Source organism: Crenothrix sp., assembly GCF_043729335.1.
Classification (GTDB): domain Bacteria; phylum Pseudomonadota; class Gammaproteobacteria; order Methylococcales; family Methylomonadaceae; genus Crenothrix.
On record NZ_JAYTLQ010000002.1, the window covers coordinates 146071 to 166679 of the forward strand.

Here is a 20609-nt window from a genome sequence, read left to right on the forward strand (position 1 = left end):
CAATATTTTAAGTGTGCTGATGTTAAACCGACTTAGCCGCATCCATCTTATCAATAAACCAATCAAACAAAAATTCCACATCATGCGGACCAGGACTGGCTTCAGGATGTCCCTGGAAACTCATCGCCGGGCAATCGGTACGCTCTACGCCTTGCAAACTGCCGTCAAATAACGAGCGGTAGGTAGGAATCAGATTATCCGGCAAACTGGCTTCGTTAACCGCAAAGCCGTGGTTCTGGCTGCTGATCATCACCCGGCCTGTGGCAAGCTCTTGCACGGGATGGTTCGCACCGTGATGGCCGAACTTCATTTTTTCGGTGTGTGCGCCACTGGCCAAAGCCAATAATTGATGCCCCAAACAAATGCCCAATACCGGCGTTTTAGTGGCCAGGATGGTTTTGATGGCTTCGATAGCGTAAGTACACGGCTCAGGATCACCAGGGCCATTGGACAAGAACACGCCGTCTGGTTGCATGGCCAAAACCACATCCGCTGGCGTAGTAGCCGGTACAACAGTAATACGACAACCACGCTTGACCATTAATCTTAAAATATTGCGCTTAATGCCAAAATCGTAGGCAACAACGTGCTTGGTTAAATTTACACCTGGCTGATGGCCTACTTGTAAATCCCAAACACCTTCTGTCCATTCGTAAGACTTGGCAGTGGTAACTTCTTTAGCCAAGTCCAGGCCTTTTAAGCCAGAAAAGCCAGCGATAGCTTGTTGAGCGGTTTCTATGTCGATACTTTCGCCCGCGATAATACAACCACGCTGTGCGCCTTTGTCGCGCAGTATACGGGTGAGCTTGCGGGTGTCTATATCGGCAATCGCCACCACATTGTGCTTTAGCAAATAATCTTGCAAAGACATTTCACTGCGCCAGTTGCTGGTCAGCAGTGGTAAATCCCTAATGACTAAGCCACTGACAAACACCCCCGCCGATTCGTCATCTTCGCTGTTGGTGCCGACATTGCCTATGTGCGGGTAAGTTAACGTAACGATCTGTTTGGCATACGACGGATCGCTGAGAATCTCCTGATAACCGGTCATGGCGGTATTAAACACCACCTCACCCACTGAGCAACCGTCAGCGCCTATCGACACGCCGTTAAATACTGTGCCATCTTCCAATACCAATAATGCCGACTTGCTCAAACACGCCACCTCAAATGTGCAAAACGGGATGAATCCTGCGACTCACCCCGTCATAAAATGTGTAAACTGGGATACTATGCAAAATTATACCATGCAGATCACTAACAATTTTAAGTTTCAACCGGAGCTTTGGAAAGCATTAAGGCAGGTAAGCCTTGTTGCTGAGCTTTTTCTCAACTATAGCCACCTGGTTAAGTAACAATCCTATATTTCGTTTTAATAATGCCACGTATTCTGCGGGTTTGAGCTCACCGTATAAACCAAGATCGACCACAAATGCTTCGGCATTTTTATAACCCAGGAAACCCTTTGCCGGATTAACTAAAAAACCATAGAGTGCTTTCAGCCGAGTAATGGTTTTACGATCATATCGGCTAAAATATTTTAAGTTATTTAATACCTTGGCAGGGCTCTTTTCCAAATTGGCTCCGCCATTATCTGTGGAATAAAAATGCGCAATACCGGCTTTGTCTTTTGCCAGTACAACGTTGGCGCCACTGTAGCGATCCCACTGCTGAAAGATAGTATCCAATGTCATAATAATTGAATATTCCCGTGCTAATTGCAGCATATTGCTTTTATAACCTGTCACAGGCTCAAATTTTTGGCTGACGCTGGGCTGAGGACTAGCAGCCTGTAAAGCTTTAATGATGGAGTTAGTCTTTCTGGGAAGACCTGCTTTTATATCGGCAATAGCATCGTAAGCAATATTGGTATCAAGTTTTTTGGACTTTAAGCAGCCATTAAGTGGCTTTCCTGTTGCAATATCTCGTAACACCCGCTTCTTATTTTCAAGACGATTGCCGGGCGGAATAGCAGTATTATTCAACAAAGTCTTGAAGGCTTGCCTTGCCCGTGAACCTAAAGCGTAGCGGACGGTTGGGCGGAAAATACCATCATAACCAAGAATGGCAGCCAGATTAAAGTAAGCTAGTTCACTGTAAGGATTGGCAGAATTGCTGCGTGACAAAAAGGTGCCATAAGCCTTATACCCATCTTTTTCGGTGGCGTCTGGTTTTCTAACTTTCAAATAAACCGATGTACTTCCTGATAGCTCATCCAGTTTAAACGCAGGTTTCTCAAGATCTACACCTTTCCATCTCGCCATCCATTTAATAGTTTCCGGTGCCAACGGCTTTCTTTGTTGCTGTAATTTTTCAAGAATAGGAGGTTTAATAATAGCGTCGGCGCAAGCGTTGCTGGTTAATGCAGCACTTAAAGTTAAGGTAGCGACCATGCCCAACATAATTTTAGCTTTTGTGAAAGCCCCATTCTTATTAACTGCTCGCAAATGATCTAAATACATGTTTTATCCCCTGAATCAAATATAATAGCCAATAAATTTAACAAATAATTATCGCCACTTAGCCAGTTTATACCAGTTTTATTTTATTTACATTATGCGATTATATTGCATTTACACAGCGTTTAAAGTTTTGAATAATTGCGTATTGGTCGGAATAAGCGCGTAATCACAAAGCGCCATAAACGCTGCATCGCTTTTGCTGTCACCGGCCGCAAAGGTGATAAGTTCTGGATCGTGTTGTTTGTAGATTTGAATTAAATAATCTACTGCATCCTGTTTGTTGATGATTTTTGGCAAAATAGCCAGATTATTGCCATTTAAATGCCAATACAGACTGCCATCGGCAAAATGTGCGTGGGTTTCAATGCACTGTATTATTGGCAATAATGCTGCTTCCATGCCTGATTTATGCTTGATGACACCATACCAAATGATGTCAAAATCATTCACTAAACGAAGCTTAAAATCGGTGTCTGACGCACAATAACTTTCGATAATTTGCCACACTTCCAGCAATTTTTCATGGTAAGGCGGTAAGGCACTCACCATTTTAACCATCCACACCGCATCGATATTTCTGTGTTTATCTAAAATAACTGCGCCATGATTTAATACCACTTCTTCTTGAAAAGGCAGCTCAACACGGCCAAAGGCATGAAAATCCCGCGCCGTTACCGCAACCATTTTGAAGTCTTTTGCCAACCATTGCCACAGCCATTGTTGCTTATGAGTGGCAAATGAATTGGGTGTGCCATCAGGTAAGGTAGCGCGTAGTTGTAAGCGAGGATGATCATCCGGCGCACATTTTCTCAGGGTTTGGAATAGTGTGTCATCAAGGTCTAAAAAAATGTAGGGTTGCATGCGTTGAATTTGCCGGAAGGTCTATGCGGGCGCTGATGGCGTTCCATTGGTCGAGTAGCGTATGCAGTGAAGCGCATAAAGGCGTTTCATGACACAGGATAATCTCTTGGTAGGTGTCAGGGTCAAGGTTATAAATGAAATTGGGAATGTTGTCATCGTAGTTATCTTCAAACTGAATGACTGAAGCAATGGCATTGCTGACATGAATCGGCGAGCGAGTGGTGCTTTGCACTTTTACTTTGTAACCTTTGCGCTCCAGCTCACGTCCGAGCAGATAAGCAGGCGCATTGCATTCACCTGAACCCAGCACCAGAATGGGACGCTTATGGGATAAAACCGTGTTGGGTTTAAAAAATGCAGCCAAACTATCAACAACATTAGTCCCCATCGTAATCGGGGTATCTATGCCTTGTCGCCCTGGCCAGCCAAATAACTGCTTTTTACAGCCGCCATTACCAGACACATTGACGGTAATATTATTCAGTATTTTGTTTTCGTGCTCTTCAAAATGAAACCAGCCTTGCCGAAGAGAAACCCATTCCACAGCCACACCCGCTTCTGCTTCTAATGCTTTGCGGTCTGTAGGGTTGGCAAAATTAATCAAGCTAACAATAAAGACCTTGCACAGATTAGGATTAATAGTCTGGTAAGCCTGAATCAGGCGTAAAAAAGTTTTACCGGTGCTGATTTCATCATCAATTAATACCAGCGTTTTAGCCTGTAGAAATTGCTGCTGGCGCTCTGATGAATCCGGATAGTATAAAAAGAAATCAGTGGCATGGCTGTGCGCTTCTTTAAACTCTAAACGCGCCACACCATTAATATGGTAACGGGTGGTTTGCATGAACAAACCGTCCTGAATGCCTTCACGGTAAGCTGCTGCAAACACGCCATACCCTAAGCCGGTTGCGGTTTCTGCCATACCCAGCCACAGCGACTCACCGATAATACCACGCTTTAAAACAGCACGCGCCAAAGCCCGATAAGACCAGCTCATAAAGCGTGGCGACACTGGATAATGCTTGCCCAATATTTTACTGACTAACAAAAACTTGCGCTTGCTACTGATGCGCGCAGCAAAGCCCAATAAGCGCTTAAGCGGAACCGAACCCGGTTCCATATTAATGTGTAATAAACCGGTTTCTAGGGTAACAGTGAGTGTTTTGGGCATGAAGTTGTCTTAAAAGCCTATCGTTTACTGCGTTGACTACTCAGCAAAAATGCGCTGGCCAGTAAAATTAGACTGGTAAACCATTGCACCAGCTGCAAATTGGTAATGCTAAAAATTAATGCCCGGCCAAAGCGTCTGTATAGATCAGGATTTTCAAGGATAAAATCACGCCCCACCATAAAAGCACGGGTTTCGCCGATAATCAGGCCAACGGCGATAGCTATCAAGCTGTAACCAACAATTTTAGGGTGTACCAAACTCTGCGAAGTACCGATTAAAGTATTGAGTGCAAGCGTCTTTTCCGGCAATGGCTTATTGGCCACGTAGTGCGTGATCATTAAGCCCAGCAACCCAAATACGGGAATAGTCGTCAGGATAAACGGGAAGCTGATGTAACGGCCATCGGTAGCCAGTGTATAGGTTCTGTAAATAGCCAGCACTACAAACAACACGTAAAGAAGATATAGCCCAAGCCCCACTTTCTGATTAGCCGCTTTTTTATTGAATATATCGCTGGCCCGCTGTGCTAATAAAATCACCAGCAACGTATTTAAACTGACCGCTAAAATGCTTTGCACATAGTGCTCGGTTGTGTAACTGGTATTCCAGGCCTGACACGCCAAACTCACCAACGCAATACTGAGCAGATGCAAGAACAGCAAAAACACCGCCGTGTGCGCCGTGCTAAAAGCCTGTAATTGCTTACGGTAACACACTGCACCGATCAGAAAAATACCGCACGCATAGCCAAATTGCTGTAGCCAGTGTGGATTTTGGTAAACTTTGCCGGTGAGTGGGAACACCTCTTCACGATCCGTGGAAAAAATACCCCAGTTTGCGCCAATCACGCCTTCTAAAGCATTTTTCCAGGGTTGGTCGAAAGCCTCAACGATGTTGTAATCAAAATGTTTTTCAGTGGCGATTTTAATCAGGCTGCGGATAAAAGTGGCTTCGTTGGTAACGCTAGGCACAGACCAACCGCGCTGACGACCGGCACTTGGCCAACCTGATTCACCGATTAATATGGGTTTGCCAGGGGCAATCGTGCTGGCCTCTTGCTGGACTATGTTATAGATTTTAGCGATATGAGCAGGCGCTTGCTCAACTGGGATCGGCTGATCTTCCCAGTAAGGCAAAATATGAATAGTAATAAAATCGACTTCTTTAATAAGCTGTGGATTTTTCATATACATCGACCAGACATCCGCGTAAGACACCGGTTGTTTGACCGCCGCTTTGACTTCACGGATATAACCAATCAGCTCCTCAGGTTCCATCTCGCCGCGCAATAACACTTCGTTGCCGACGATAACCCGCTTGATCACATCGGGATAAGTATTGGCGGCATGAATAAGCTCTTGAAGCTCGGTTCTGATATCTTTTTTAATAAAACCAATCCAGGCACCCTGAATCATTTTTAAGCCATGTTTTCTGGCAAGTTCCGGTATTTTACTGAATATCCATGCGCTGGAATAAGTACGTATAGTGTGGGTTTTTTGGGATAACAACCGCAAGTCTTCATCGATTTGCTCTACGCTGGGGAATTTTTCTTCCAGCGGACTTTGGCCTTCACGAAAGGGCGCATACGACATGCTGTTAAGCTTACCTTGCGGCACATCCGGGCCTACATCTTGGGGTAAGTTAATAAACCAGCCGAATAATCCGTTGATTAATATAAGCAGGGCAGCGATTAGAAATATTCTCATAGCGGTATATCTACTCCACAACGTTGGTAATGCGATGCGTGTTAGTGCAAACGATGGTAAAACCAGAACATTGTAGGACATCTATGACGAATAGACCTAGTTCGGTGTAATGTAAAATTTTCTTAAACGATTTGGCAGGGTGTTTTAACCGACGGTAAAAACACCCCATTAGATTTTTTAGCTGATGCTGTGCTGAATCCTCGCTATTGTTTTATGCTTTTGTAATGCTCTTCGCTTTCACGAATGATTTTATTGCCTTCAGAAATTAAGCGATTGCCTTCTTCAATTTTGGCTTCTCCAACGCTTACCATGGTGTTCCCCCGCTCAACCAATTGTTTGCCGCTTTTCCAGCGCTCACCCAAACTGGCAATGCCTTGGCTTTCGCGTAGCATGGTTTCGCCAGAAATAATCGGCTCAGGTTCAGGAGCAACTACTGGCTCAGACGCGCAACCCATAAACAACATCGATAAACAAACAGGTATCAAGCGACGTGAAGCGTGGAAAGATTTCTGCATAGTCATAATTTTCCTTGAGTGTTGATAGTTAATGAACAATGCCATTAATGTTACAAAATAGATTACCGGTTGCAAATTATTTTTCACAACAAAATACTTGGAATCATAAATAAAATCATCAATATTGATAATTAAGCCTCAAAAAGCAGCGCTAACGCGTTAATTTTTTCTAATTCGGGCTTATCTTCATAAACCCCCGCCATTGCCACATCGGGTTGCATACCGCGTACAAACAAATAACGCACACCACCAAAATGCTGTTGATAATTATAATCAGGTAAACGCGTTTGCAAGTATCGGTGCAAAACCACACTATAAAGCCAGTATTGCAAGCCATAATTATGTTCGCGCATGGCTTGCGTCAGTGTTTCATCACAGTAATCCGGTAAAGTGTTAGTTTTATAGTCCATGACATAGTAACGCCCTTGATACGCACAAATCAAATCAATAAAACCAGTAAGATAGCCCGCAATTTGCTTGCTATCTAAAATCTGAAATGTAGGGCTGTCTTGTAAAATATGGTTTATTCCCAACGTATTTACGGGATTTAATGGCAAATAAAATGGCATTTCTTTAAGACAATATTGATCTTGCACATTCATCAAACAAAAATCCGGATCATTTTTAGACAATGGCGTTGTCACCACGGCATACAATAGCTCATCCAACAATTCCGGACGTTCCAGCTTAAGTCCATGACGCAAGCACACTTTAGTTTTTTGCACGGAAATATCTTTACGCTCCGCTAACTGCTTAAAATTATTAGTTTCCAGCAATTCATGAACCACATTACCGGTATGCGCTCCTTTGGGTAATAACGGTTGCACAGCGTCAAATCGAGTTTGTTGCTCATCCGCTTTGTCGTCCGGAAATTCCGGCGTTTCTTGAACCGTTAATGCCGATAACGCGGTATAACTGCTCATCTGCCAAGGCGTGTATAAAGATCGGTAGCGTTTTAATGCCTGTAAATCTAAGTTTTCAACCCGCTTTTGATAACGCCCAGTGGGCGTTTCGGACAGATCAAGTAATTGATAATCAAACACTTGCGCATACTGTATTTTGAATGATTTTAGCCTGGCTTCTTGCATAGCAAAATCAGCATCGGCAAATTCCAGCAACCACGCCATCGCCGAGTTATTCGCCGTGGTCGCCGTACGCACATCTGCCCACGCTAAATAACAGCGGTATTTCGCACGGGTAACTGCCACATACAATACCCGTAAATCTTCGGCCAGTTCTTCATCAAGCGCCTGCAAACGACGCTTTGCAAACTCATCCGAGCCTAAATCGGCGACCATCTGGCCGTTTTCATGGCAAATTACTAGCGGATTATCGTAACTGTTGCGTTGCCACAAGTAAGGGCAAAACACGATGTTATATTCCAAGCCTTTTGAACGGTGTGTGGTAACAATTTTGACGGCATTGTCATCGCTTTCCAAGCGCAATTGCTGATCTTCACTACCACTCGCTTGCGTTATGGCAGTACGCAACCAATCTACGGTTTTGTTGATAGTTAGCAGCTGATCAACAGCCGTTTGCTGCATCAATTCCAGTAAATGCTGTATGTTGGTAAGCTGCCGTTCTGACAGGTTTGTTGTTGACAGATAGGTTTTGATTTTCTCCTGTGCCATCACCTGTTGCATCATGGCCATCAGGCCGTATTTTTGCCATTGTTGATGATAGGCAAAAACGCGCTCCATGCCATCATCCACAGCGGTTTCATCATTGATAAAACCATAAAAACCCTGTCCATTGAGGCCAAACCAATCCAAAGTCATCGCCTGCTTAAACAACGCCATATCACCTGGATGGGCTATTGCGTGCAGCAAAGTGTACAGGTCAATGGCTTCAGGCGTAGAAAATACCGATTCCATACTGTTAAGCACAGACGGTATATTAGCGCCCCGAAGGGCAGCTTGATAGTCTCGGGCTTGCTGGTTGCTCCTGACCAAAATGGCAATATCTTTAGGCTGTATACTGCGCTTGCTGGGTTCCGGTGTGACGGCTTGTATGCTGTAGTCTTGAGTCAATAAGTTAATAATTTCAACAACCACTGCATTGCGTACCGCTAAGCCTGCGGCTCCACTGCTCCAGTGGCCTTTTGAGGTTTCACTGGGTGGTAGCTGCCAAAGCACCATAGGCGCGATGATCTGATCGGTGTGATATAAACTGCCACGTGCTGCTGACAATCCGGATGCAACAGGAATAAATTGTAAATCTTGCAGAAAAAAAGCATTTTGCCGTTGAAATAAACCATTAACCGCTTCAACCAATTGTGGCTGCGAACGCCAGTTGCTGGCGAGCGTAAACCGATGTTCGGCAGCTTTTTGTGCGCCCAGATAAGAATAGATATCGGCGCCGCGAAATTTATAAATAGCCTGTTTTGGATCGCCAATCAGGTACAAATACTGTGTTGGCGCGGCAAAAATACTGGAAAAAATACACCATTGGTTATCATCAGTGTCTTGAAATTCATCAATCAGCGCGACACTAAAAGCCTCTCGTAATTGGCTAATCAACGCTACGCCTTTTTCACCCGTCAAGCTATCTGCCAAACGCGTTATTAAATCATCAAAAGACATCACGTTTTGTTGCTGTAACTGCCTGTCAACATCTACGCGCAAGTGTTCCAGCAAGGTACGGCGCAATATCAAGCTACTTTGGTCAATCAATAGCACCAGCTTATCAAATGGCTCGGTATTAATACCTAAACTGTCCAAATACTCTAGCTTGCGATCATCACCACTTTGGGTTTTAGTGGTGCGAAATTTATGGCCGTTCAGCGCGTCTTTCAGCCCTTGCCCCGTCAACAAGGCAAATGCTTCCTTACTGGGTAATTGCGCACTGTCGCCTTGTAACCAGGCCTTCAATTCATTAGCGTGACTTTCAAAGTCTTTGATAGCACTGGCCTTAAATTTATCTTCACTAAAACTGTTTTGCAGGATAACGATCACATCTGAGCATGTGTCATTGGCCAAAGCAGCCCAGCGCTTAAGTTCTAGCAAAACACTCTCTAGTTCTTGATGCGCCGGATAAACACTAATATGAGAGGCAATCTTATCAACACTGCTCAAGAGTTTATCGGGGGTATTGTAAGTTGCCGTTAGAATGCCTGCTTCCCAAACTGTGCGCGGATAAATGTAGCGCCGCCAAAAATCATGGGCACATTGCTGCTTTATAGCCTGAATACTATCCACTAATTCAGTGGTAAATAATTGCCCACTTTCCAGTGGTCGTTCCTGTAATACGCGCTGACAAAAACCGTGTATGGTAAAAATACTGGCTTGGTCAATATTTAGCAGGGCATTATCTAAGCGTTGTTTGATATCCGCTAACGTCAGCTCAGACTTATTCGGCAAATTATTTAACCACTCGATTATTGTACTATCCACACCACTCGTGTTATCAGTTAAGGCTTTCCTGGCTTCTGCAAGCCTGGCACGAATACGGTCTCTTAATTCTTCAGTTGCCGCTTTGGTAAAGGTGACTACCAGTATCTTTTCTATTTCTATATTCTGCTCAACCACAAAACGCAAGGCAAGCATAGCAATAGCGTAGGTTTTTCCAGTACCAGCACTGGCCTCTATAAGGTTAACACCTTTATGAAGACAGGTTGTTATAGGATTAAAATGATCAGTTTGCATAAAATAATAGAGTACCCAGAAGCTAACTTTAAAAACATGCCCACGTAACAATCGGTCAAAGCAAAATGAATACCTACTCGTTAACGTCCATTAAAGCTTTTTTAAACAGCGGATTGCAATTCTTATTGCATAAAAAAAGGCCGAACCCCAAAGAGTTCGGCCTTTTCATTTAAAGCAAGGCTAGTGGCTTACGCCATAGACTTTACTTTGGAATTCAATCTGCTCTTACCGCGTGATGCTTTATTTTTGTGGATAATGCCTTTCGTTACCGCAGAATCGATAATGGGCATAACTACTGTTAAAGCTGCTTGAGCTTGTGCTTTATCGCCGGATTTAACGGCTAAAATCACTTTCTTTACGAAAGTACGCAAATTGCTGCGTTGTCCTACGTTGCGAACACGGCTCTTTTCTGCTTGTTTCGCGCGTTTTTTTGCCTGTGGGGAATTAGCCATAAGTTACCGATGCTTCAAAGTCAAGTTAATTAGTCAGGTATTATGGTTTTAAATGCTATGATTGTCAACTTTTAACCAAATCTTTATACAGGATTCGCTTTGAGCCGCCAGCTTTTCAAATCCACCTTAATTGTCAGTAGCATGACGCTTATTTCGCGTCTGCTGGGCTTTGTGCGCGACATGTTAATTGCCCGCTTATTTGGTGTTGATTTGGCAACCGATGCGTTTTTTGTCGCGTTTAAAATCCCTAATTTTTTGCGGCGTTTGTTTACCGAAGGCGCGTTTGCCCATGCCTTTGTGCCTATCGTCACTGAGTACAAAGAAAACTCTGATCCCGCCACCCTCAAGCAATTTATCAACAAAAGCACGGGCACGCTAGCGGTTATTTTATTGGCGATAACAGTACTCGGAGTCATTATAGCGCCGTTGCTGATTATTTTATTAGCACCCGGTTTCTCCTGGCAAGGCACACAGCATGACCTTGCCGTACAGATGTTGCAAATCACCCTGCCCTATCTGTTTTTTATAGGACTAACGGCGTTGGCAGGCAGCATCCTTAATGCCCATGATAAATTTGCCGTCCCCGCATTAACGCCGGTATTTTTAAACCTGTGCATGATTGCCACGGCTATTTATTTAGCGCCCAAAATGCACGAACCCGTTATTGCATTAGCCTGGGGGGTGTTTATTGCAGGGATAGTACAGGTGTTGTTTCAGCTTCCGGCGCTGATGCAACTGGGCTTGTTGCCGCGTTTGCAAATGGACTTTAAAGATCCCGGCATCCAGCGTTTTCTTAAACAATTACTGCCGTCAATATTCAGCGTGTCAGTTACGCAGATTAATTTATTGCTGGATACCTTAGTTGCGTCTTTCTTAACGGTCGGCAGCGTATCGTGGTTATATTATTCTGACCGTTTGGTGGAATTTCCGGTGGGTATATTAGGCTTGGCTTTGGGCAGCGTGATATTACCGCATCTGTCCAAAAATACCGCCTTTGATAATCGTGAAGCATTTTCTCAAACCATAGATTGGGGTTTGCGCTTGGGCATACTTATTGGTATGCCCGCGACGCTGGGGCTAATTTTATTGGCTGAACCGTTATTATCCACGCTATTTCAATACAAAGAATTCGGTGCGCAAGACGTGATTTTATCAGCGCAAAGTTTGCGGGCGTATGCGATTGGCGTGTTAGGGTATATTTTGATTAAAGTATTGGTCGGAGGCTTTACCGCACGTCAGGACATGAAAACACCCGTGCGTTACGGTATTTACGCGATGGTCGCCAGTCTTGCCCTGAATGTGCTGGCCATTCCCATGCACCATGCGGGACTGGCGCTGGCAACTTCTTTGGGCGCATTCATTAATGTGGGATTATTACTAAAGACTTTGCTTAAACAACAGGTGTATCGACCGACTGCGGGTTGGCTGTTATTTGCCATCCGTATTGTGTTAGCCAGTGCAGCCATGTCCTGGGTATTATATAAGTGGGTTAACCCGGAATGGTGGCAGGACTGGAGTTCCAGCGAACGGATTTTAAATCTGCTATTGTGGGTCAGCATCGGCATAGTCATCTATACCGCAAGCCTTGTATTAAGCGGCGTAAGGTTACGGCATTTGGCTGTGCCGCATGATAGAATGTAATATTGGCTTTATTGAAGATTTCATCTTGTGCCTTTCTGGTCTAAAACCTCCCCCTTTAGGGGGATTTTTAATTTTGACAACGTTACGCGAGTATCGTTGTCCTTTACGGTAACCGCCTCGTTCACGGGGAGGAACAATCCACCGACCTCTATCCGTCGGCGGGTGTCACTCGACGGATTGAGGTTGGGTGTGGATTGAAACATGCGAATAATTAGAGGCCTGCATCATCTGGAATCACTGCACAGCGGCTGTGTACTGACGATTGGCAATTTTGATGGTTTACATTTAGGGCATTTGGCGGTTATCGAGAAATTGTCGGCGCGTGGACATAACTTAGGTTTGCCAGTGGTGGTTATGATTTTTGAGCCACAGCCGCTGGAATATTTCCTAAAAGACAACGCACCGCCGCGCTTGACCCGCTTGCGTGAGAAAGTCATCCAGTTTGCCAAATTGCCGATTGATGTGTTGCTAATCGCACATTTTAACGAGCGTTTTGCTAATCTGGATGCCGGGTATTTTGTAGACGATATTTTAATCAACAAACTAAACGTCAAGCATTTGGTGGTCGGCGATGATTTTCATTTTGGCAAAGCGCGCTGCGGTAATTTCGCCATGCTTAAAGATAAAGGCCAGCAGCACGGTTTTAGTGTGGAAGATACCGGTTCGTATTTAACGCAAGGCTTAAGAGTGAGCAGCACACTGATCCGTGATGCACTGGCCGCAGGTGACTTAACCCAGGCAGAACAACTATTAGGACGGTCTTACTCGGTATGTGGACGGGTAGCGCACGGCGGCAAACGTGGCCGCACCATCGGTTTCCCTACCGCCAATATTAAAATGTTCCGAAAAATATCGCCCATCCGTGGCGTGTTTGCTGTTACCGTAACCGGCCTTGATGATCTGGAGCTGGCGGGCATAGCCAACGTCGGTACTCGGCCTACTGTGGATGGCAGCGCCGAAGTCATCCTGGAAACACACATTTTCGACTTTGACCGCGATATTTATGGCCGTTACATTGAAGTGCATTTTAAACAAAAAATCCGCGATGAACTGCGTTTTCAATCCCTGGAACAGCTGCAAGACCAGATTAAACGTGACGTAGCCGAGACTAAAAAACAATTGCAAAAAAGAGTACAAGTTAATGACCATGGATTATAAAAAAACACTGAATTTACCGAGCACCGCGTTCCCAATGAAAGCTAATCTGGCGCAGCGCGAACCCGAACGCTTGAAAAAATGGACGGACGCGGGTTTATACCAAAAAATTCGCGACAGGTTTGCAGGGCAAACCAAGTTCATTTTGCACGATGGCCCCCCGTATGCCAATGGCGAAATTCATATTGGCCATGCTGTCAATAAAGTACTAAAAGACATTATCGTTAAATCCAAAAACCTGGGTGGCTTTGATGCGCCTTATGTACCGGGCTGGGATTGCCATGGTTTGCCGATTGAGTTGATGGTGGAGAAAAAAATAGGCAAGGCCGGTGTGAAAGTATCTGCGGCTGAGTTTCGTAAAGCTTGCCGCGAATACGCCGCCAAGCAAGTCGACATTCAGAAGGAAGCCTTTGTACGCTTAGGAATTTTGGGCGATTGGGATAATCCGTATTTGACTATGGACTTTAGTTTTGAAGCCAATATTGTACGCTCGTTGGGCAAAATCAACGCAAAACACCATATTACCAAAGGCGCAAAGCCGGTGCATTGGTGTACCGATTGCGGTTCTGCGCTAGCGGAAGCTGAAGTAGAGTATGAAGACAAGCATTCGCCAGCGATTGATGTGCGTTTTAAAGTGGTGGATGAACACGGCTTTTTGGCGCAATGTCATCATGTGCCAGATCATGAGGGACTGGGCGAGTTATCGGTCGTCATCTGGACGACTACGCCGTGGACGTTGCCTGCCAACCAGGGCGTGGCACTGAATCCTGAGCTGGAATATGCTGTTGTTCAATATGAAAAAGACGGCAAGCACGAGCGTTTATTATTGGCAGAAGCTTTGTTGAAAACCGCTATGTTGCGTTATGGCATCGACGATTACCATGTCATTGCCTATTGCAAAGGCAGTGCGCTGGAAAACCAGTTACTGCAACACCCGTTCTATGATCGCCAAGTACCCATTATTTTGGGTGACCATGTGACAACAGAAGCCGGTACCGGTGCCGTACATACTGCACCCGGGCATGGCCAGGACGATTATATTGTTGGCCTGAAATACGGTTTACCCATAGATAACCCTGTGGGCGGTGATGGCGTATTTTTACCCAGTACTGAACTCTTTGCTGGCCAGCATGTGTTTAACGCCAATGACAAAGTGCTGGAAGTGCTGGAAGCCAAAGGACGCTTGTTGCACCACCACGCGCTGCTGCACAGTTATCCACACTGCTGGCGGCATAAAACGCCCATTATTTTCCGCGCTACGCCGCAGTGGTTTATCGCCATGAATAAAAATCATTTGCGCGAACGGGCTTTGGAACAAATCAAGCAAGTGGCGTGGTTCCCCGATTGGGGGCAAGCGCGTATTGAAAGCATGGTGGACGGACGGCCAGATTGGTGTATCTCGCGTCAACGCACCTGGGGCGTACCGATTACGTTTTTTGTCCATAAAGAAACCGGTGAATTGCACCCACGCACGCCTGAATTGATCGAACAAGTGGCTTTACGCATCGAGCAAAAAGGTATCGAAGCCTGGTTTGGATTGGACAAACAAGAGCTACTCGGTGACGAAGCTGCGCTCTACGACAAAGCCACTGATACCTTGGACGTGTGGTTTGATTCCGGTGTAACCCATGCCTGCGTACTGGAAAAACGTGAACAACTCGCATTCCCCGCAGATTTGTATTTAGAAGGCTCGGATCAACACCGTGGCTGGTTTCAATCGTCCTTATTAACATCGGTGGCCATGAATGATGTTGCACCTTATAAAGCGGTGTTGACACATGGCTTTACGGTGGATGCGGAAGGCAAGAAAATGTCCAAATCTAAGGGCAATGTGGTTGCGCCGCAATCCGTGGTCAAAGACTTGGGTGCTGATGTGTTGCGCTTATGGGTAGCCTCTACCGATTATCGTGGTGAAATGTCCGTCTCCAATGAAATTTTGAGCCGCACCTCAGATGGTTACCGACGTTTGCGTAATACCGCACGTTTTCTATTATCCAACCTGAATGAATTCGATCCTGCTTTGCATTTGGTAGCCACCAAGGATTTATTAGCATTGGATCGCTGGGTGCTGGATAGAACCTTAGCATTACAAGAAGAAATCATCATCGCTTACGAAACCTATCAATTTCAAACGATTTACCAAAAGATACATCATTTTTGCGTGATTGATTTGGGTGGTTTTTACCTGGATATTATCAAAGATCGCCAATACACTGCCAAAGCCGATGGCTTGGCGCGGCGCTCTGCGCAAAGCGCCATGTACCATGTGCTGGAAGCCTTAACGCGCTGGTTGGCACCGATTACCAGTTATACCGCTGATGAAATCTGGCAGTTTATGCCGGGGCAGCGCAGTGAGTCGGTATTTTTGGAAACCTGGTACAAAGATTTGGCGCCATTAGATACCGATGCTGTGATGGATGCCAAGTTTTGGCAAAATATTATGTCGGCAAGAACGGCTGTCGCTAAAGAGTTGGAAAAAGTGCGCGCGCAAGGGGCGATTGGGTCGTCTTTGAATGCTGAACTGGAATTGTACTGTAATGAAGAATTGTTAGCTGATCTCAAGCAACTGGGCGATGAGCTGCGTTTTGTGTTTATAACTTCTGGTGTGGCGGCGTTACCCGAACTCAATGCCCCAGCAGAAGCGGTCGCTACGGAAATAGAAGGCGTAAAAATTAAAGTTCGGGTATCTGAGCACACTAAATGCGTCCGTTGTTGGCATCAACGTCCTGAAGTGGGTAGCCATGCAGAACATCCAGAATTGTGCGCACGCTGCATAGAAAACGTGGTAGGTGCCGGGGAAGTGAGACACTATGCGTAGCCTAAGCAAGCTCAAGTGGTTATGGCTATCCGTGTTGGCGCTAGGTTTGGATCAGGCCAGCAAATTTAAGGTTGCCAGTGCAATGCAGCTTTATGAATCCATTCCGGTAATGCCGTATTTTAATCTGACCTATATGCGCAATACTGGCGCGGCTTTCAGTTTCTTAAGTGAAGCTGGTGGCTGGCAACGCTGGTTTTTTGCCGCTTTGGCGCTGATCATTAGTGTAGTGATGACAATTTGGCTGGCTAGATTAAAACAACATGAGACATTGTTGGCCATAGCGTTATCTTTGGTGCTGGGCGGTGCGATTGGTAATTTAATTGATAGATTGGCTTATGGTTATGTCATCGATTTTCTGGATGTGTATTATCAAGATCGGCATTGGCCCGCGTTTAATATTGCCGATTCTGCGATTGTACTGGGCGTGGGTTTGATGCTTGCTGAATCGTTTGGTATTGGTCGTGGTAAAGCGCCTGATGATATTGAATAGCGGATTAATATATTTTTAATACCGCACATCACAAAAAGTAGAATTGCAAAATATACTCTATATCAAATTATTGAGATGACTTTTTTTATAGGCCAATGTAGGGCGAATTATGGTTAATGAAGGTCATCGCCCGCCATTCCTCTATAAATATCGAGCTATTTCAAACGAAACAGATTTAACTAAAGACTATGCTTTAGATGCTCTCTTTAAATCTTACGCAGTTTTTTCAAGCAGAAAAAATTTCAACGATTTATTTGACTCGAAAGTCGAACTCGTAAAACCGTCCCTCCGCCAAATAAAATCTGTGAGAGATAAAGCTAAATCTGATGATAAAAGCACCTATAAATATCTGAACAAATGGATAAGCAAAGGAAAAATTACAATTGAAGGTAACGCTGAAATTCAAAAACTAGAGATGGAAATCAATAAACTTATTGACAGCTATATATTTCTAAGTCTATCAGCTAAAAACAATAGCAATCTAATGTGGTCTCATTATGCTAACTCCCACCGAGGATTCTGTATTGAGTTTCGATCAGACCACGTTTCTGCAGACAAAGTATTCTATCAAGATAGTATTCCAAAAATAGGGCTTACAGAATTCGCTATACAAAGAGAACTAGGCAATGCCAATCATATTGGCACAAAGATTTGGCAAGCATTACGCACTAAATTAATGGAATGGGAATACGAAGAAGAATACAGATTTCAGTTAAGCAATATAGGCTCTGGTACTATGTTGAAACCAGGTGAGAAATTTCTAAAAGTACCATATCCCCCTAATTTTGTGGAATCTGTAATTTTTGGATGCCGAACGCCACAAAAAACTAAGGATTTTATCACTAGTAACATACCGTTTTGTATCAAGTTCAAACAGGCATATGAAAGAAAAAACTCTATTAAAATTGAAATTATTTGAATATTAGAATTTATATGCTAGACATAATTGGTAGCTGCATACATTGTAAATCTTGAAGCCCATGATTCTTAGAGATATTCCATGGACAGATTTCTTTGTCTCGGCCTATTGGTTGTCAACATAATCAATTACTCGGTAACGAACTGAACCTTATGAAACTCGACAGCGCCAACATCATAAAAAAATACAACCGTATCGCGCCTTTTTATGAAGGCATGGAAGCGATCATGGAAGGTTTGTTTTTTAAACATTGGCGCGAAAAATTATGGGCAAAAACCGAAGGGCAGCATATTTTGGAAGTCGGTGTCGGTACGGGCAAAAACTTTGCGTACTACCCCAAAAATGCCAAAGTTACTGCGATTGATTTTAGTCCTGCCATGTTGGCACAGGCCAAGCTTAAAAAAGACGCACGAGGCATTAACGTTGATTTGCATCTTATGGACATTGAGTTTTTGCAATTTGCCGATAACAGTTTTGATACCGTGGTGGCTTCATTTGTATTTTGCTCAGTGCCATCACCTGCTAAAGGTTTGAAGGAATTGCAGCGTGTCTGTAAACCTGACGGTAAGGTTTTGTTGCTAGAACATGTTTTAAGCTCGCAGCGGTTGATTGCCAAGCTAATGAATTTTGTCAATCCGTTGGTGTTATCGTTAGTCGGTGCGAATATTAATAGAAATACTGTTAAAAGCGTTCAAGGCGGCACGTTTCGTTTTGTGCGGGTGGATGAACGCAGCAGCGATATTATTAAATTGATTGAAGCTGTGAAATAAGTTTTAGATCAAACCCTACGTTAGAAACCTAAGGCGTAGCACTTTTAAAAAGTTGTTTGGGTTGAGTTCATTAGGCTGCGCTCATTGGCAACCAACCATGCGAAAGAATATTTTCTATTGTCCAAGGGCATGTTTCTGGAAAATTTTCTATTGCTGTTTCTCGGATTGCAATGGTAATTGCGTCAGCCCAAACAGCTTCTTGCCATTCTGGGTTTAATAATTTTGCTTTTAAGCTTGGCACTTGTTTTAAATGAAATTCCAAGGACTTGCGTTGCTCTTTAATTATCCTTTCCCAACTGGAACCTCGATAATCTGGCTGGAATTGCCATTTTAATAAATGCGCGATAAGTACAGCCATACGGCTTGCCAGTTCACGTTGCTCACTTTTACCCACGTCTTCTATTTCCTCGGCGATATGCTCAATATCCAGTAAGTCAAATTTTTTGTTACGAATCAACCATGCCTGTTGATTAGCCCATGCAACCACATCGGTTTCGTAATTAATCGTGGCCATAAGTATTCCTACATTATTTAAGTTTCGGTTTTTTAAAATACCCGGCTGATATTTCAAAGCTTGTCAGAGAGTATGATCATAACGCGTATATTTATCAATGGTAACAGTCAATTACTTCGACCTGCCTACAGCTTAAAAATATCCAGTCCACTCACTTTTTAAATAAAAAAACTAGACTAAGCTTTTACCCAAAGATTGGGAATTAAGGAGCTTGGGAAATGTTGGAAATATTAATATTTTTAGTTACCGTTATTGGTACTATCAGCTACGTGGTAGGAATTCGTAGACAAGCCATCATTTTAACGCGGCAAACTTTTGCTCGCACATGGAGCAACGAAGGCGATATTCATTCAAATGGATCGGATTATATTATTCTGAAGCTTGAAAACAGCGGCGGCGATTTAACAGGCAGTCTGTCTTTTAGTAATGACAGCAAACTGTTTGGTATTTATGCTGAGATTGGTTGGTTTAAAACCCGTTTACGCATTTCAGAGCTACAAGATAACACTATCTTTCCCATTGCCAATGCCACCTTAAAACTCACTGACAATCATAGGCTGAGCTGGTGTATGGAACAGGGTGAAAATCAGACTATTTTTCCAACTCAAACGGTGCTTTGGCCTTATTCGAAAATAGTTTCGTCATCTGTTGACACAAAAGCTAACGCCGTTCTTTCAGAAAATCACGATATTCCAAGCAATGCTACAGTTTTTTAAGTAACCGTTTCTTTAATTACTTATGCAGCCTTGAAAGCGCAAGATCATAAACCTCATTTCTATTACGTTTGCCCACTGCAATTACTGTGACTGTTATGGTTTTATCTTCCACAGCGTAAACAAGACGGTAGCCTACTTGACGCAGTTTTATTTTATACATATTGGGCGCACCTATTAGTGCAGCTGAAGGGACGTGGGGATTTTCGAGCCGTTCTTTGAGCTTGTTTTTAAACTGGTCTTTTATGGTCTAGCCTAATTTCTGCCATTCTTTAAGTGCAGATTTTTTAAATTCAAGCTCATAGGTCATCAAGCGAAACCTTAACAGATGTTTCCGCCAACCGAGCTTTTACAATTTTCAGTAACTCAATGTCGTCAATCAAATCCATCATGGCTTCATAAGCTGGCGCAGGTACGCAATAAAATGCAGGTTCGTTTCTGTTTAAAACGGCAATAGGCATTCCGCCCCCACTGGCAACTACTTTCATAGGATTGGCTTTAAGCTCAGATATGCTAGCGGCAATTTCTGTAAGAACCTGATAAGTCATAGTATTACTCTGGTATTAGCCAATTAAGAGACTTGATAATAGGGCTTTTAAATGGTCTTGTAAAGCGCTGACGTGTTGAGAAGAGCAAGAGGGTGTAATCAAGTATTGGTATAAAGTGCAATATAATTCTGGCACCGAAATGTCTTATTCCGCAAGGTTCCCAGAACACCAATATTCGTCTCATCAGTAGCCTCCAAATCAAAAAATCTAAACTAAGCTTGTTTACAAAG

At 43.9% G+C, this 20609-nt stretch carries 17 protein-coding genes and 1 pseudogene; 7 read left to right on the plus strand and 11 right to left on the minus strand.

The window, feature by feature from the left end; genetic code table 11:
- Positions 1–22 precede the first annotated feature (22 nt).
- The 8 genes from carA to rpsT all read right to left on the minus strand — a co-directional run bounded on the left by carA (position 23) and on the right by rpsT (position 10811).
- Positions 23–1156, minus strand: coding sequence for a glutamine-hydrolyzing carbamoyl-phosphate synthase small subunit (gene carA / locus ACHZC4_RS01255; RefSeq protein WP_394751943.1), 1134 nt, complete (start codon positions 1154–1156; stop codon positions 23–25).
- A gap of 139 nt (positions 1157–1295) precedes the next feature.
- Positions 1296–2462, minus strand: coding sequence for a hypothetical protein (locus ACHZC4_RS01260; RefSeq protein WP_394751944.1), 1167 nt, complete (start codon positions 2460–2462; stop codon positions 1296–1298).
- A gap of 111 nt (positions 2463–2573) precedes the next feature.
- On the minus strand, positions 2574–3323 hold the full coding sequence (locus ACHZC4_RS01265) for a hydrolase (protein WP_394751945.1): 750 nt from the start codon (positions 3321–3323) through the stop codon (positions 2574–2576).
- Entirely contained in the window at positions 3295–4494 is a 1200-nt protein-coding gene (locus tag ACHZC4_RS01270; RefSeq protein ID WP_394751946.1) for a phosphoribosyltransferase domain-containing protein, read from the minus strand. Before ACHZC4_RS01270 ends, ACHZC4_RS01265 begins: the two co-directional genes overlap by 29 nt.
- Positions 4495–4511: 17 nt before the next feature.
- Complete coding sequence (locus ACHZC4_RS01275) at positions 4512–6200, minus strand: exo-beta-1,3-glucanase (RefSeq protein WP_394751947.1); 1689 nt, start codon at positions 6198–6200, stop codon at positions 4512–4514.
- Between the two features lie 203 nt (positions 6201–6403).
- The gene (locus ACHZC4_RS01280; RefSeq protein ID WP_394751948.1) at positions 6404–6721 is read right to left on the minus strand and encodes a hypothetical protein; all 318 of its coding nucleotides are present in this window, start codon (positions 6719–6721) and stop codon (positions 6404–6406) included.
- A 125-nt stretch (positions 6722–6846) separates the two neighbouring features.
- Positions 6847–10359, minus strand: coding sequence for an exodeoxyribonuclease V subunit beta (gene recB / locus ACHZC4_RS01285; RefSeq protein WP_394751949.1), 3513 nt, complete (start codon positions 10357–10359; stop codon positions 6847–6849).
- A gap of 188 nt (positions 10360–10547) precedes the next feature.
- On the minus strand, positions 10548–10811 hold the full coding sequence (gene rpsT, locus ACHZC4_RS01290) for a 30S ribosomal protein S20 (protein ID WP_394751950.1): 264 nt from the start codon (positions 10809–10811) through the stop codon (positions 10548–10550).
- A 99-nt stretch (positions 10812–10910) separates the two neighbouring features.
- Between rpsT and murJ the strand changes: the two genes are divergently transcribed.
- The 6 genes from murJ to ACHZC4_RS01320 all read left to right on the plus strand — a co-directional run bounded on the left by murJ (position 10911) and on the right by ACHZC4_RS01320 (position 18604).
- Entirely contained in the window at positions 10911–12452 is a 1542-nt protein-coding gene (murJ, locus tag ACHZC4_RS01295) for a murein biosynthesis integral membrane protein MurJ (protein ID WP_394751951.1), read from the plus strand.
- 201 nt (positions 12453–12653) lie between these two features.
- The gene (ribF, locus tag ACHZC4_RS01300; RefSeq protein ID WP_394751952.1) at positions 12654–13610 is read left to right on the plus strand and encodes a bifunctional riboflavin kinase/FAD synthetase; all 957 of its coding nucleotides are present in this window, start codon (positions 12654–12656) and stop codon (positions 13608–13610) included.
- Positions 13594–16425, plus strand: a complete 2832-nt coding sequence (gene ileS / locus ACHZC4_RS01305) for an isoleucine--tRNA ligase (RefSeq protein WP_394751953.1) — start codon at positions 13594–13596, stop codon at positions 16423–16425. Before ribF ends, ileS begins: the two co-directional genes overlap by 17 nt.
- Entirely contained in the window at positions 16418–16915 is a 498-nt protein-coding gene (gene lspA / locus ACHZC4_RS01310) for a signal peptidase II (protein ID WP_394751954.1), read from the plus strand. Before ileS ends, lspA begins: the two co-directional genes overlap by 8 nt.
- 109 nt (positions 16916–17024) lie before the next feature.
- Complete coding sequence (locus ACHZC4_RS01315) at positions 17025–17834, plus strand: DUF2971 domain-containing protein (RefSeq protein WP_394751955.1); 810 nt, start codon at positions 17025–17027, stop codon at positions 17832–17834.
- A gap of 152 nt (positions 17835–17986) precedes the next feature.
- Positions 17987–18604 carry a class I SAM-dependent methyltransferase gene (locus ACHZC4_RS01320; protein WP_394751956.1) on the plus strand — a complete coding sequence of 206 codons (618 nt, stop codon included), beginning with the start codon at positions 17987–17989 and terminating at the stop codon, positions 18602–18604.
- Between the two features lie 70 nt (positions 18605–18674).
- Here ACHZC4_RS01320 and ACHZC4_RS01325 read toward each other — a convergent pair whose 3' ends face one another.
- A complete protein-coding gene (locus tag ACHZC4_RS01325; protein WP_394751957.1) occupies positions 18675–19118 on the minus strand; it encodes a DUF29 domain-containing protein in 444 nt (147 codons plus the stop codon).
- Positions 19119–19336: 218 nt separating this feature from the next.
- Between ACHZC4_RS01325 and ACHZC4_RS01330 the strand changes: the two genes are divergently transcribed.
- Positions 19337–19834: a hypothetical protein gene (locus tag ACHZC4_RS01330; protein WP_394751958.1), complete on the plus strand. Its 498-nt coding sequence runs from the start codon at positions 19337–19339 to the stop codon at positions 19832–19834.
- A 16-nt stretch (positions 19835–19850) separates the two neighbouring features.
- Here the strand turns inward: ACHZC4_RS01330 and ACHZC4_RS01335 are convergent.
- A pseudogene (locus tag ACHZC4_RS01335) lies at positions 19851–20141 on the minus strand (type II toxin-antitoxin system RelE/ParE family toxin).
- Positions 20131–20379, minus strand: coding sequence for a type II toxin-antitoxin system Phd/YefM family antitoxin (locus tag ACHZC4_RS01340; protein ID WP_394751959.1), 249 nt, complete (start codon positions 20377–20379; stop codon positions 20131–20133). Before ACHZC4_RS01340 ends, ACHZC4_RS01335 begins: the two are co-directional and overlap by 11 nt.
- Positions 20380–20609 lie beyond the last annotated feature (230 nt).

What these genes read in the sequence shown, in the direction of transcription:
- ACHZC4_RS01260 (WP_394751944.1), bottom strand. Translation starts at nt 2,462, where the DNA reads ATGTATTTAGATCATTTGCGAGCAGTTAATAAGAATGGGGCTTTCACA.
- ACHZC4_RS01265 (WP_394751945.1), bottom strand. Translation starts at nt 3,323, where the DNA reads ATGCAACCCTACATTTTTTTAGACCTTGATGACACACTATTCCAAACC.
- ACHZC4_RS01270 (WP_394751946.1), bottom strand. Translation starts at nt 4,494, where the DNA reads ATGCCCAAAACACTCACTGTTACCCTAGAAACCGGTTTATTACACATT.
- ACHZC4_RS01275 (WP_394751947.1), bottom strand. Translation starts at nt 6,200, where the DNA reads ATGAGAATATTTCTAATCGCTGCCCTGCTTATATTAATCAACGGATTA.
- ACHZC4_RS01280 (WP_394751948.1), bottom strand. Translation starts at nt 6,721, where the DNA reads ATGACTATGCAGAAATCTTTCCACGCTTCACGTCGCTTGATACCTGTT.
- recB (WP_394751949.1), bottom strand. Translation starts at nt 10,359, where the DNA reads ATGCAAACTGATCATTTTAATCCTATAACAACCTGTCTTCATAAAGGT.
- rpsT (WP_394751950.1), bottom strand. Translation starts at nt 10,811, where the DNA reads ATGGCTAATTCCCCACAGGCAAAAAAACGCGCGAAACAAGCAGAAAAG.
- ribF (WP_394751952.1), top strand. Translation starts at nt 12,654, where the DNA reads ATGCGAATAATTAGAGGCCTGCATCATCTGGAATCACTGCACAGCGGC.
- ileS (WP_394751953.1), top strand. Translation starts at nt 13,594, where the DNA reads ATGACCATGGATTATAAAAAAACACTGAATTTACCGAGCACCGCGTTC.
- lspA (WP_394751954.1), top strand. Translation starts at nt 16,418, where the DNA reads ATGCGTAGCCTAAGCAAGCTCAAGTGGTTATGGCTATCCGTGTTGGCG.
- ACHZC4_RS01315 (WP_394751955.1), top strand. Translation starts at nt 17,025, where the DNA reads ATGGTTAATGAAGGTCATCGCCCGCCATTCCTCTATAAATATCGAGCT.
- ACHZC4_RS01320 (WP_394751956.1), top strand. Translation starts at nt 17,987, where the DNA reads ATGAAACTCGACAGCGCCAACATCATAAAAAAATACAACCGTATCGCG.
- ACHZC4_RS01325 (WP_394751957.1), bottom strand. Translation starts at nt 19,118, where the DNA reads ATGGCCACGATTAATTACGAAACCGATGTGGTTGCATGGGCTAATCAA.
- ACHZC4_RS01330 (WP_394751958.1), top strand. Translation starts at nt 19,337, where the DNA reads ATGTTGGAAATATTAATATTTTTAGTTACCGTTATTGGTACTATCAGC.
- ACHZC4_RS01340 (WP_394751959.1), bottom strand. Translation starts at nt 20,379, where the DNA reads ATGACTTATCAGGTTCTTACAGAAATTGCCGCTAGCATATCTGAGCTT.